The sequence below is a fragment of the Pantoea sp. SORGH_AS_0659 genome, from assembly GCF_031453915.1.
GTDB lineage: Bacteria > Pseudomonadota > Gammaproteobacteria > Enterobacterales > Enterobacteriaceae > Pantoea > Pantoea leporis.
Genome location: NZ_JAVJAK010000001.1, coordinates 1,356,353 through 1,369,472, shown reverse-complemented (window position 1 = coordinate 1,369,472; position 13,120 = coordinate 1,356,353). Strand labels below are relative to the sequence as shown.

The 13,120-nt window shown below is 55.2% G+C and carries 11 protein-coding genes; all 11 read right to left on the bottom strand.

The genetic code is table 11. The features are described 5' to 3' along the window. Nucleotides 1-4: 4 nt before the first annotated feature. The 11 genes from nuoM to Q3H59_RS06445 all read right to left on the bottom strand — a co-directional run bounded on the left by nuoM (nucleotide 5) and on the right by Q3H59_RS06445 (nucleotide 13,115). Nucleotides 5-1,525, bottom strand: coding sequence for an NADH-quinone oxidoreductase subunit M (gene nuoM / locus Q3H59_RS06495; protein ID WP_101763660.1), 1,521 nt, complete (start codon nucleotides 1,523-1,525; stop codon nucleotides 5-7). Between the two features lie 84 nt (nucleotides 1,526-1,609). After that, the gene (gene nuoL / locus Q3H59_RS06490; RefSeq protein ID WP_137386193.1) at nucleotides 1,610-3,445 is read right to left on the bottom strand and encodes an NADH-quinone oxidoreductase subunit L; all 1,836 of its coding nucleotides are present in this window, start codon (nucleotides 3,443-3,445) and stop codon (nucleotides 1,610-1,612) included. Beyond that, nucleotides 3,442-3,744, bottom strand: coding sequence for an NADH-quinone oxidoreductase subunit NuoK (gene nuoK / locus Q3H59_RS06485; RefSeq protein WP_007889334.1), 303 nt, complete (start codon nucleotides 3,742-3,744; stop codon nucleotides 3,442-3,444). Before nuoK ends, nuoL begins: the two co-directional genes overlap by 4 nt. After that, nucleotides 3,741-4,292, bottom strand: a complete 552-nt coding sequence (gene nuoJ, locus Q3H59_RS06480) for an NADH-quinone oxidoreductase subunit J (RefSeq protein ID WP_008105138.1) — start codon at nucleotides 4,290-4,292, stop codon at nucleotides 3,741-3,743. Before nuoJ ends, nuoK begins: the two co-directional genes overlap by 4 nt. 10 nt (nucleotides 4,293-4,302) lie before the next feature. Then, on the bottom strand, nucleotides 4,303-4,845 hold the full coding sequence (nuoI, locus tag Q3H59_RS06475) for an NADH-quinone oxidoreductase subunit NuoI (protein ID WP_007889332.1): 543 nt from the start codon (nucleotides 4,843-4,845) through the stop codon (nucleotides 4,303-4,305). An 11-nt stretch (nucleotides 4,846-4,856) separates the two neighbouring features. Beyond that, nucleotides 4,857-5,834, bottom strand: a complete 978-nt coding sequence (gene nuoH / locus Q3H59_RS06470; RefSeq protein WP_008105140.1) for an NADH-quinone oxidoreductase subunit NuoH — start codon at nucleotides 5,832-5,834, stop codon at nucleotides 4,857-4,859. Next, entirely contained in the window at nucleotides 5,831-8,554 is a 2,724-nt protein-coding gene (gene nuoG, locus Q3H59_RS06465) for an NADH-quinone oxidoreductase subunit NuoG (RefSeq protein ID WP_277973836.1), read from the bottom strand. The genes nuoH and nuoG overlap by 4 nt, the downstream gene beginning before the upstream one ends. A gap of 103 nt (nucleotides 8,555-8,657) precedes the next feature. Continuing rightward, nucleotides 8,658-9,998, bottom strand: a complete 1,341-nt coding sequence (nuoF, locus tag Q3H59_RS06460; RefSeq protein WP_176519213.1) for an NADH-quinone oxidoreductase subunit NuoF — start codon at nucleotides 9,996-9,998, stop codon at nucleotides 8,658-8,660. Between the two features lie 2 nt (nucleotides 9,999-10,000). Further along, nucleotides 10,001-10,516 (bottom strand): NADH-quinone oxidoreductase subunit NuoE, encoded by a 516-nt coding sequence (gene nuoE, locus Q3H59_RS06455; RefSeq protein ID WP_101763655.1) that lies wholly within the window; start codon nucleotides 10,514-10,516, stop codon nucleotides 10,001-10,003. A gap of 2 nt (nucleotides 10,517-10,518) precedes the next feature. Further along, nucleotides 10,519-12,318: an NADH-quinone oxidoreductase subunit C/D gene (gene nuoC, locus Q3H59_RS06450; protein WP_008105149.1), complete on the bottom strand. Its 1,800-nt coding sequence runs from the start codon at nucleotides 12,316-12,318 to the stop codon at nucleotides 10,519-10,521. Between the two features lie 116 nt (nucleotides 12,319-12,434). Then, the gene (locus Q3H59_RS06445; protein ID WP_008105151.1) at nucleotides 12,435-13,115 is read right to left on the bottom strand and encodes an NADH-quinone oxidoreductase subunit B family protein; all 681 of its coding nucleotides are present in this window, start codon (nucleotides 13,113-13,115) and stop codon (nucleotides 12,435-12,437) included. Between the last annotated feature and the right edge of the window lie 5 nt (nucleotides 13,116-13,120).

Genomic DNA, 13,120 nt, shown 5'->3' with positions numbered 1-13,120 from the left:
CGAATTACGGCCTTGTAGTTGAAATTGAAGCGGTAAACCACTGCTGAATATTGCTCATCGCAGCATGGGATGTGTCGAGGATCGGCTGAGGATAAATCCCCAGCAGCACCAGCAACACCACCAATACGCCGATAGTCATGAACTCACGCGGTGACATGCCTGGCAGCGGATCTTTCGACTTTGCTTCGCCGAAGTAAGCGCGCTGCATCATGATCAGGGAGTAAACCGAAGCAAACACCAGACCAAAGGTTGCAATGACGATAATCACCGGCACCACCTGGAAGCTGCCGGTCAGAATCATAAATTCGCCAACAAAGTTACCGGTGCCCGGCATACCGAGGTTTGCAACCGCGAAGAACAGTGACAGACCCGGAATCCATTTGATACGTGACCACAAGCCGCCCATCTGACGCAGGTCGCGGGTATGCAGACGCTCATACAGCTGACCACACAAGATGAACAGTGCCGCAGCAGAGAGACCGTGCGCAATCATCTGAATCACCGCGCCCTGGAAGGCCAGCTGGCTGCCAGTGTAGATGGCGATGAGCACGAAGCCCATGTGCGAAATAGAGGTGTAAGCGATCAGTCGCTTGATATCAGTTTGTGAGAATGCCATCCACGCACCGTAGAAGATGCCGATGATACCCAGCCACATGGCAATCGGTGCGAACTCTGCTGACGCATTCGGGAACAGCGGCAGGCTAAAGCGCAGCAAACCGTAAGCCGCAGTTTTTAGCAAGATACCTGCGAGGTCAACTGAACCAGCGGTTGGTGCCTGGCTATGCGCATCGGGTAACCAACCGTGTAATGGCACCACCGGCATTTTCACCGCAAAGGCAATAAAGAAGCCAAGCATCAGCAGATATTCAACGGTGTGCGACATCGGAGTTTTCAGCAGCTCTTCGTAGCTGAAAGTCCATACGCCGGTGGCGTTGTAATGGACAAAGACCAGCGCCAGAATCGCCACCAACATGATCAGACCCGATGCCTGGGTGTAGATGAAGAACTTGGTCGCCGCGCTGATACGCGTTTTACCGTCGGATGCTTTATGGCCCCACAGTGCGATGAGGAAATACATCGGCACCAGCATCATTTCCCAGAAGAAGAAGAACAGGAACATATCGATGGAGAGGAACACGCCAATCACACCACCGAGAATCCACATCAGGTTGAGGTGGAAAAAGCCCTGATATTTCTCAATTTCGTTCCAGGAACACAGCACCGCCATCAAACCGAGCAGTCCGGTCAGCACCACCATCAGCAGCGACAGACCATCAATTGCCAGATGGAAGTTGATGCCAAAGCGCGGAATCCACGGTACGGAGAAAGTCGATTGCCATTGCGGAATGCCCGCAGCCTGCGTCAGTGAATAGCCTCCCTGCAACCACAGCTGCAGACCAAGCGCTAGCGTCAGGCCCATGGTGATCATGGCAATCCAGCGCGGAACTTTTGCGCCAAGACGCTCCGCAAGCCAGCAGAGCAAGCCACCGACAAAAGGTATGATAATTAGCCAAGGTAATAACACGGCAAACTTCCCTTTTTATTGCCTTACTTCAGGCAATTTTTGACATTCTAATTGGGCGAGCGAACCCGCCCCGCTCATCAATCTTTAAATCACCAGCAGCAGCGCCAGCACCACAACGGCACCCACACTCATCGAGGCCACGTACCAGCGCAGATAACCGTTTTCGCTCACCACCAAACCTTTGTTACCAACACGCGACAGCAGCGCAGGCAGGTTCATCAGTGAGTTAAGCGGATCGCGCTTCAGCAACCAGGCAATGCCGAGATAAGGTTTTACAAACACCTTGTCATACAGCCAATCGAAGCCCCAGGCCGCGAACCACCAGGTGCCGAAGAAACGACCCGGCGCGCTGTTAGCAATACTGGTCACCAGTTGACGTTTACCCAGCCACAGAGCTGCTGCGATCAGGATACCGACAATGGCCACCACGCCTGAGGTGATTTCCAGCATCACTTTGCCGCCTTCACCAAACTCGTTCTGCGGCAGAACACCCGCCAGAGGAGGCGTGATCAGCGCACCAATAAAGGTGGAGAGCACCATCAGAACAATCAGCGGCAGGTGATGCGTAATGCCTTTACCGGCGTGAGCATGAATTTTCTCTTCACCGTGGAACACGATAAAGATCATGCGGAAGGTGTAGATCGAAGTGAGGAATGCACCCACCAGACCCGCCACCATCAGATTGATGTGACCATTCGCCATCGCACCAAACAGGATTTCATCTTTACTGTAGAAACCTGCGGTGATCAGCGGCAGCGCAGCCAACGCGGCACCGCCCACCAGGAAGCAGACATACACCAGCGGGATGCTCTTACGCAGGCCACCCATTTTGAAAATATTCTGCTCGTGATGGCAGGCCAGAATGACCGAGCCTGAAGAGAGGAACAGCAAGGCTTTGAAGAATGCATGCGTCATCAGGTGGAAAATCGCCGCGTCCCATGCCTGTACGCCAAGCGCGAGGAACATGTAGCCGATCTGACTCATGGTGGAGTAAGCCAGCACGCGTTTGATGTCGGTTTGCACCAGCGCAGCAAAACCTGCCAACACCAGGGTAATCGCACCAATGATACCCACCAGATGCAGCACTTCCGGCGTCAACAGGAACAGACCGTGGGTACGTGCAATCAGGTAAACACCGGCGGTTACCATGGTCGCGGCGTGAATCAGAGCCGAAACCGGGGTTGGACCGGCCATCGCATCCGCCAGCCAGGTTTGTAATGGCAGCTGTGCAGATTTACCGACCGCGCCACCCAACAGCATCAGGGTTGCCCACTGCAGCATGTGGTTGTCTGCAGCGAAGTGCGCGGGTGCCAGTTCCACCAGTTCGCGGAAGTTTAGCGTGCCCAGCTCGTTGTAGAGGATGAACAAGGCGAAAGCGAGGAACACATCACCGACACGGGTGATGATAAAGGCTTTCATCGCCGCTTTGCCGTTCTCTGGATTGCTGTAATAGAAGCCAATCAGCAGATAGGAGCACAGGCCCACGCCTTCCCAGCCGAGATACATCAGCATCAGGTTATCGGCCAGCACCAACACCACCATGCTCGCGATGAACAGGTTGGTGTAAGCGAAGAAGCGCGAATAACCCTCTTCACCACGCATGTACCATGAAGCGAACATGTGGATGAAGAAGCCAACGCCGGTGACGACGGACAGCATGGTCAGAGAAAGACCATCCAGCACCAGATTCACTTTAATGTCAAAGTTGCCGACGTGAATCCAGGTCCACAGCGCCTGAGTGAACGGCTGCTGACCCTGATTGAAGAAGTCGAAACCGGCATAAATAGTGGTTAATGCGGCAAGACCAACAGAACCCATACCGATTGCTGCCGACAGGTTCTCCGACCAGCGACCGCGTGAAAACGCCAATAGCAGGAAGCCAATCAGCGGAAATAATACGGTTAAATAGAGAAGATTCATCCGCGCATCTCGCTCACTGTGTCAATGTTCAGCGTCTGACGACGACGATAGAGCTGGAGCAACAGCGCCAGACCAATACTCGCTTCCGCCGCCGCAAGGCTGATCGCCAGGATGTACATCACCTGACCATCAGCTTGTCCCCAATAGCTGCCTGCTACCACCAGCGCTAACGCGGAGGCATTGATCATGATTTCCAGACCAATCAGCATAAACAGGATGTTACGACGCAGCACCACGGAGGTCAGGCCGAGAACAAACAGCACAGCGGCCAGCATCAGGCCGTGTTGTAACGGGATCATGCGTGATCCTCCTTATTTGCTTGCGCATCAGCTTGACGATTGCTCAACACTTCGCCGTGACGCTCTTCACGTCCAATATGGAAGGCCACGACCAGACCCGCGAGCAGTAGCATCGATGCCAATTCAACCGCCAGAACATAGGGACCAAACAAGCTGATACCGACTGCTTTCGCGTCGATGACGGTGCCATCAATGCCCTGATCGGTTGCCGTGCTAATCGCGTAAATCATCACTGCCAGCAGCAGTAAAGAGACGATGCCCGGACCAATCCACAGCGAAGGTTTGAGCCACTCGCGCTCTTGATCCTGCTGAGTTTTGCCGAGGTTCAGCATCATCACCACAAAGACGAACAGCACCATGATGGCACCCGCGTAAACGATGATTTCCAGTGCACCGGCAAAGTAGGCGCCCATTGAGAAGAACACGCCGGCAATCGACAGCAGCGAAACAATCAGGTACAGCAGCGCATGTACCGGATTGGTGTGGGTGATGACGCGCAGCGTCGTCAGCACCGCCACCAGTCCGCAAAGATAAAACGCAAATTCCATACCTGGCTCCTTAAGGTAACAACCCTTTGACGTCGATCGGCTTGGCTTCGTTTTCCGCTTCGCCCTTCTCTTTTCCGTCGATCGCCATACCAGCCATACGATAGAAGTTGTACTCCGGATATTTACCCGGACCGGAAATCAGCAAGTCTTCTTTCTCATACACCAGATCCTGACGCTTAAACTCACCCAGTTCGAAATCGGGTGTCAGCTGAATCGCGGTGGTTGGGCAAGCCTCTTCACACAGGCCGCAGAAGATGCAGCGTGAGAAGTTGATGCGGAAGAACTCCGGATACCAACGTCCATCCTGCGTCTCGGCTTTCTGCAGTGAGATACAGCCGACAGGACAAGCTACCGCGCATAAGTTACAGGCAACGCAACGCTCTGCGCCGTCCGGATCGCGCGTCAGCACGATACGGCCACGGTAACGCGGCGGCAGATAAACCGGTTCTTCCGGATACATTTGGGTTTCGCGCTTGGCGAAGGCATGCATGCCTATCATCCAGATACTGCGCACTGTCGTGCCGAAGCCAACGACAATATCTTTTAAAGTCATCTCAATGTCCCTTACTGCGCGGTGTACAGAATCACTGCGGCGGTCGCCAGCAGGTTCAACAGCGTCAACGGCAGACACACTTTCCAGCCGAACGACAGCACCTGGTCATAGCGTGGACGCGGCAGCGCAGCACGAATCAGGATAAACATCACCATAAAGAACGCTGTTTTCAGAGCGAACCAGATGAATGGCGGCAGGAACGGGCCGTGCCAGCCACCGAAGAACAGCGTCACGATCAGCGCTGAAACGGTGGTGATCGCCACGTATTCACCGACGAAGAACAGGCCGAACTTCATACCGGCGTATTCGATGTGGTAACCGTCCGCCAGTTCCTGCTCCGCTTCTGGTTGGTCAAACGGATGACGGTGACATACCGCTACGCCCGCGATGCAGAAGGTAAGGAAGCCGAAGAACTGAGGAATGATGTTCCACAGATGCGCCTGGCTTTCGACAATGGCATTCATATTGAACGAGCCGGCTTGCGCCACCACGCCCATCAGTGAAAGACCAAGGAACACTTCGTAGCTCAGCGTCTGCGCCGATGCACGCATCGCACCCAACAGTGAGTATTTGTTGTTACTCGACCAGCCAGCGAACAGCACCGCATACACCGCCAGGCCCGCCATCATCAGGAAGAACAGCAGACCGATGTTCAGATCGGTGACCATCCAGGTCGGCGAAACTGGCACAATGGCGAAAGCCAGCAGCAGCGATACGAAGGCGATAACCGGTGCCAGCGTAAAGATGAAGCGGTCGGTAAACGGCGGAACCCAGTCCTCTTTAAAGAACATTTTGATCATGTCAGCAGCCAGCTGCAGCGAGCCGCCCCAGCCAACACGGTTTGGTCCATAACGGTTCTGCCACAAGCCGAGCAGACGACGCTCGGCGAAACTCATGAAAGCACCACAACCGACAACCACCAACAAGATGACCAGCGCTTTGCCGATGTTGATCAGGATTTCAATAACGTCCGGTGTCAGCCAACTCATTGCGCGGCCTCCTGCAGTTTGTCAATGTGCGCACCTGAGAGGAACGGCGGCACGCCCGGCATACCGAGCGGTAAACCAACCTGCCCTGCTTGCAGCGACGCAGAGAAACGTACCGGCAAGCGCAGTGTTTCGCCTGCACACACCAGCTCAACGGAAGCACCGCTATTAACGCCCAGTTTCTCAGCATCAGCCGGGTTGATCACCAGCGTGGCCGGTGACATGCGTTTCTGGAAGGTGGTTGAGCGCTGGGTCATCTCCTCGCTACCAAACAGCTGGTAGTAAGGTGCGACGCGCCACTGGCTGCCTTCAACGAAGCTTTCCGGAATGGCGGTAAACCACGGCAATGAACGATCGCTGGCTTCAAACAGACGCACACCCGGATCGCCATGACGCAGTTTGCCGCCCACTTCAGCCTGGAACTTGTTCCATGCCTGCGGTGAGTTCCAGCCCGGCGCCCAGGCAAATGGAATCTGCGAACGCGGTGCGCTGGGCTGGTTGTTCCCTTCCATCGAGAAGGCAAACATGGTGTCTTTATCTTGCGGCTGACGCGGTTCATGCACGCTGATGTTGGCGCGCATCGCTGTACGGCCACTGTTGCGGTGCGGTGAACGTGCCAGTTTTTGACCGCGGATACGGAAGCTGGCGTCTGGCGCAGCATCCTTAATGCCTTTCAGCTGTGGCAGCGCCGCAACGGTGGCATCAATCACGTGATCCAGCTGAGTCCAGTCGATGTGACGGCTCTCAACCGCGCTGTGCAGCGAACGCAACCAGCGCCAGCTCTCTAGCATCACTACGCTGTCATCGTAATAAGCGGGATCGTAAACCTGGAAGAAGCGCTGCGCGCGGCCTTCGTGGTTGATTGAGGTGCCATCGCTCTCCGCAAAGCTGGCGGTTGAAAGTACCAAACCGGCTTTTTCCAGCGTTGCGGTACGCTGATGATCGACCACAATCACGTTAGCGGTAGTATCGAGCGCCGCATCCACGTTGGCTTTCGGTGCATGACGATAGAGATCGTTTTCCAGCACCACCAGCGCATCGGCTTCGCCTTTGCTCAGCTGTTCCAGCGCGCTGTCCAGCGATTGACCGCCCATCAGGCCGAGGCCAAAGCTGTTCGCCGCACCCGCGAGGAAGGTAATACCGACATCGGCACCGCGCGCTTTCAGGGCTTTTGCCACGTTAGCAGCAGCTTCAATCATCGCGATGCTACCGGAATGGGTACCGGAGATAATCAGCGGTTTTTTTGCACCTGCCAGCGCCTGAACCACCACATCAACTTTGCCGTTGAGTTTGCTGTCGAAGCCGCTGACTGCCGGCGCGCTTTCATCCAGTGCATTGGCAATCGCGAAGCCGAGACGAGCTTGATCTTCCACCGGTGCGCGATAGCTCCACGCAGCGATATCATCCAGTCGGGTTTCGTCGACGTTGGTTACGAACAGCGGATGTTTGGCATGCTGACCGATGTTAAGGATTGCCGCGATCTGCCAGTCAGCCACTTTCTGTGCCGCAGCCATCTCACGCGCTTTACCTTTTACTGCCTGACGTACAGACAACGCCACGCGCGCGCCAACCTGAGTCAAATCTTCGCCCAGCACCAGCACCGCATCGTAGCTCTCAATTTCGCGCAGTGATGGCGTGTAGATGCCGCCGTCCTGCAGGACTTTTAGCATCAGCTCAACGCGAGCTTGCTCACCGGCTGGCATTCCGGTTGAGAAGTTTTCTGCGCCAACCAGCTCACGCAACGCGAAGTTGCTTTCAATGCTGGCGCGCGGAGAACCGATACCGATCACTTTTTTCGCCCGACGCAACACATCCGCCGCCGCATTCACCGCTTGTTCAGCATTCAGGCTGACCCAATCGTTGCCGCGTTGCTGTACCGGATGACGTGGGCGATCTTTGCGGTTGACGTAGCCGTAACCGAAACGACCGCGATCGCAGAGGAAATAGTGGTTTACGGTGCCGTTATAGCGGTTTTCGATACGACGCAATTCGCCATAGCGTTCGCCCGGGCTGGTGTTACAACCCACGCTGCACTGCTGACAGATGCTTGGTGCGAACTGCATATCCCATTTACGGTTATAGCGTTCGGAGTGCGTTTTATCGGTGAAAACGCCGGTCGGACAGATTTCCACCAGGTTACCGGAGAATTCGCTTTCCAGCGTGCCATCTTCCGGACGACCAAAATAGACGTTGTCGTGAGCGCCATAGACGCCAAGATCTTTGCCATCGGCATAATCTTTGTAGTAACGCACGCAGCGATAGCAGGCGATACAGCGGTTCATTTCATGAGAAATGAACGGGCCGAGGTCCTGATTCTGGTGGGTACGTTTAGTGAAGCGATAACGACGGAAACTGTGTCCGGTCATTACCGTCATATCCTGCAGATGGCAGTTACCGCCCTCTTCGCACACCGGGCAGTCGTGCGGATGGTTGGTCATCAGCCATTCCACCACGCTTTCACGAAACTCTTTCGCTTCGCCATCGTCGATGGAGATAAAGGTGCCGTCCGACGCTGGTGTCATGCAGGACATGACAAGGCGACCGCGGGTATCTTCGGCATTCTGGAATTGCTTCACCGCGCACTGGCGGCAGGCCCCTACGCTTCCCAGCGCCGGATGCCAGCAAAAATAAGGAATATCAAGGCCCAGAGAGAGACACGCCTGTAGCAGGTTGTCCGCTCCGTTCACATCATATTCTTTACCGTCTACATGGATTGTAGCCATAGTGAACATGCTTCCGTAAGGCTCGCCCTAAGACGAGCGTTAAACATCTAATTCTTTCCCCACGCCATGTCGGCATGAGGTGAATTCCGTGTACGGCGGCTGATTACCAGCGCGCTTTCAGCAGGTTGGGCTGAATACCGCCGATAGCTCGGGTATTGCCAAACACCTGCGGCGCAATGCCAGCTTCAAACTCTTCACGGAAATATTTAATCGCGCTCTGCAATGGTTCGACGGCGCCCGGTGCGTGGGCACAGAAGGTTTTGCCTGGGCCAAGCTGGCGGCAGAGTTGCTGCAGGGTTTCAATATCACCCGGCTGACCTTTCTTCTGCTCCAGCGCTCGCAGGATCTTCACGCTCCATGGCAATCCATCACGGCACGGCGTACACCAGCCACAGGATTCGCGCGCAAAGAACTCTTCCAGATTACGCACCAGCGAAACCATGTTGATTTCGTGATCAACCGCCATCGCCAGCGCAGTACCTAAACGGCTGCCAGCTTTGCCAATACTGGCAAATTCCATCGGCAGATCGAGATGCTGATCGGTGAGGAAGTCAGTTCCTGCGCCGCCTGGCTGCCAGGCTTTGAATTTCAGGCCATCGCGCATGCCACCGGCGTAATCCTCAAGGATTTCACGTGCGGTGGTGCCGAACGGCAATTCCCAGACGCCAGGATTTTTTACGCGGCCAGAAAAGCCCATCATTTTGGTGCCGGTGTCTTCGCTGGTAGAGATGTTTTTGTACCAGTCAACGCCGTTAAGGAAGATGGCAGGCACGTTCGACAGCGTTTCCACGTTGTTCACGCAGGTCGGCTTGCCCCACACGCCGGCACTGGCCGGGAATGGCGGCTTAGAGCGCGGGTTCGCACGACGTCCTTCCAGCGAGTTAATCAGTGCTGTCTCTTCACCGCAGATATAACGACCTGCGCCGGTGTGGACGATCAGCTCGAAATCAAAACCGGTACCAAGAATATTTTTGCCGAGGTAGCCCGCTTCGGTAGCTTCAGCAATCGCGCGACGCAGATTAACGGCCGCTTCGATGTACTCACCACGTAAGAAGATATAGCCACGGTAGGCTTTCAACGCGAACGCACTGATCAGCATGCCTTCCACCAGCTGGTGCGGCAGTTGCTCCATCAGCAAGCGGTCTTTGTAAGTGCCCGGCTCCATTTCATCGGCATTACACAGCAGGTAACGGATGTTCATGGATTCGTCTTTCGGCATCAAGCTCCACTTCAGGCCGGTGTTAAAGCCTGCACCACCGCGGCCTTTCAGGCCGGAGTCTTTTACCGCCGCGACGATTTCGTCCTGGCTGAAATCTTTCAACGCTTTTTCTGCGCCGACATAACCGTTTTTACTGCGATATTCATCGATCCAGATCGGCTGCTTGTCGTCACGGAGACGCCAGGTCAGTGGATGCGTTTCCGCAGTACGAATGATCTGTTTAATGGTCATTGATACTGCTCCAGCAAGTTGGCGATGCCTTCAGGCGTCAGATGAACGTGGGTATCTTCATCCACCATCATGGTTGGCCCTTTATCGCAGTTACCCAGGCAGCAAGTTGGCAGCAGCGTAAAGCGTCCATCCGCCGTAGTCTGGCCCGGCTTGATGTTCAGATTTTGCTCCAGCGCATCCTGAATCCCCTGATAACCCGTGATGTGGCACACCACGCTGTCACAGTAGCGAATAACGTGACGGCCAACCGGCGTACGGTAGATTTGGCTATAGAAAGTCGCTACGCCTTCAACATCACTGGCTGGAATCCCCAGAACATCTGCGATGGCGTTAATCGCGCCGTCCGGCACCCAGCCACGCTGTTTCTGCACGATCTTCAACGCTTCGATCGAAGCGGCGCGTGCATCTTCGTAATGGTGTTTCTCGTGCTCGATAGCGTGGTGCTCGGCCTCGCTCAGCACGAAGACCTCAGTAGGGTCGATGGTGTGAATAGCAATTTTTTGATCGTGCATAATTAGCGGTCCACGTCTGACATAACAAAATCGATACTACCGAGGTAAACGATCAAGTCGGATACCAGGCTGCCGCGGATCACCGATGGGATCTGCTGCAGATGCGGGAAGCTCGGCGTACGCACGCGGGTGCGATAGCTCATGGTGCTGCCATCGCTGGTCAGGTAGTAACTGTTGATCCCTTTGGTCGCCTCAATCATCTGGAAGGATTCGTTGGCCGGCATGATTGGGCCCCACGAAACCTGCAGGAAGTGAGTGATCAGGGTTTCAATGTGCTGCAGCGTGCGCTCTTTCGGCGGCGGCGTTGTCAGCGGATGGTCCGCTTTGAACGGGCCTTCAGGCATGTTGTTCAGGCACTGTTCCAGAATGCGCAGTGACTGCCACATCTCTTCCATTTTCAGCTGCACGCGGGTGTACGCATCACTGATGCCAGCGCCAACCGGAATTTCGAAATCGAAGTTTTCGTAACCTGAATATGGACGCCATTTGCGCACGTCAAAATCTAAACCAGTGGCGCGCAGACCTGCGCCGGTGGTGCCCCACGCCAGTGCTTCATCCATGTTGTACGCCGCAACGCCTTGCGAACGGCCCATCAACACGGTATTGCGCAGTGCGGCTTTGTCGTACTCTTTCAGACGCTTCGGCATCCAGTCGAGGAAGTCGCGCAGCAGACGTTCCCAACCTTTCGGCAGGTCATGCGCGACGCCGCCGATGCGGAACCACGCCGGGTGCATACGGAAACCGGTAATCGCTTCCACCACATCATAAATTTTCTGACGATCGGTAAAGGCGAAGAACACCGGCGTCATCGCGCCGACGTCCTGAATAAAGGTGGAGATATAGAGCAGATGGCTGTTGATGCGGAACAGTTCAGACAGCATCACGCGGATCACATTGACGCGATCCGGCACGGTAATGCCCGCCAGTTTTTCCACCGCCAGCACGTACGGCATTTCGTTCACGCAGCCGCCGAGGTACTCGATACGGTCGGTGTACGGAATGTAGCTGTGCCAGGATTGGCGCTCGCCCATCTTCTCCGCGCCACGATGGTGGTAGCCGACATCGGGAACGCAATCGACGATTTCTTCACCATCTAACTGCAGAATGATGCGGAAAGCACCGTGCGCAGAGGGGTGGTTCGGACCGAGGTTGAGGAACATGAAGTCCTCATTAGTGGTGCTGCGCTTCATGCCCCAATCTTCAGGCTTGAAGGTCAGCGCCTCCATCTCCAGATCTTCTTTCTGCTTGGTCAGCTCGAAGGGATCGAACTCGGTAGCGCGCGCCGGATAATCTTTACGCAGTGGATGGCCTTCCCACGTCTGCGGCATCATGATGCGCGTCAGGTGCGGGTGACCATTGAAAGTGATGCCAAACATCTCCCAGGTTTCGCGCTCATACCAGTTGGCGTTAGCGAAAATTTTGGTGATGGTTGGCACATTCAGATCGTTTTCAGATAAAGCGACCTTGAGCATGATGTCGCGGTTGCGTTCAATTGAAAGCAGGTGATAGAAAACGGAAAAATCCGCGGCGGGCAAACCGGCGCGGTTAGTGCGTAAACGCTCATCAAAACCGTGTAAGTCATACAGCATGACATAGGGCTTTGGCAGCTTGCGCAGGAATTCAACGATTTCTAATAGCTGTTCACGCTTCACCCAGACAACTGGAATCCCGGTGCGGGTAGCCTGAACGGTAAAGGCATCCGGCCCAAAACGGTTACGCAGCTCGCCGACCACTGGGTCATCCAGGTGATCGCGGGTTTGCCATGAAGGCTGAGCGAGATCTTGCGTGGTTAAATCAGTCATACGTTACTCACCATTCCGGCCTGTAATCAGGCGCTCAAAAGAAGGCGTCAGGATGGCGGCGCACATTAAATTGTGGTGTTTTGCTGTGGCCGTGGCTCCATCCGTGTACGGGAAGCTTAAACTTCGTCTGGCGATCTCAGGTTGGTGACGGCAATACGCTCGCCACGCTTTCTTTCACGCTCTGGCTGCATATTGGCGCGATAAACACCCTGATCACCGACCACCCAAGACAGTGGACGACGCTCTTTGCCAATAGACTCGCGCAGCAGCAGCAATGCCTGCATATACGCTTCTGGACGCGGCGGGCAGCCAGGAATGTACACGTCAACCGGCAGGAATTTATCCACCCCCTGCACCACCGAGTAGATGTCATACATGCCACCCGAGTTAGCGCATGCGCCCATGGAAATCACCCATTTCGGCTCTAGCATTTGGTCATATAAACGCTGAATAACCGGCGCCATTTTGGTAAATGGCGTACCGGCGATCACCATGAAGTCAGCCTGACGTGGCGAGGCGCGCATAACTTCGGCGCCAAAACGTGCCACGTCATGCACTGCGGTGAAGGATGTGGTCATTTCCACGTAGCAACAGGAAAGGCCGAAGTTATACGGCCAGAGTGAGTTTTTACGACCCCAGTTCACCATGTCATGCAGGGCGTGCTCGAGCTTGCCCATGTAGACGCTACGGTGAACGTGTTGCTCCAGCGGATCGGTAACCGTTTCCTGTTTCTGTAGAGGATAACGATCGTTATCGCCGCCCCCGTTCGGGTCTACGCGTGTCAGCGTGTAGTCCATCTTAT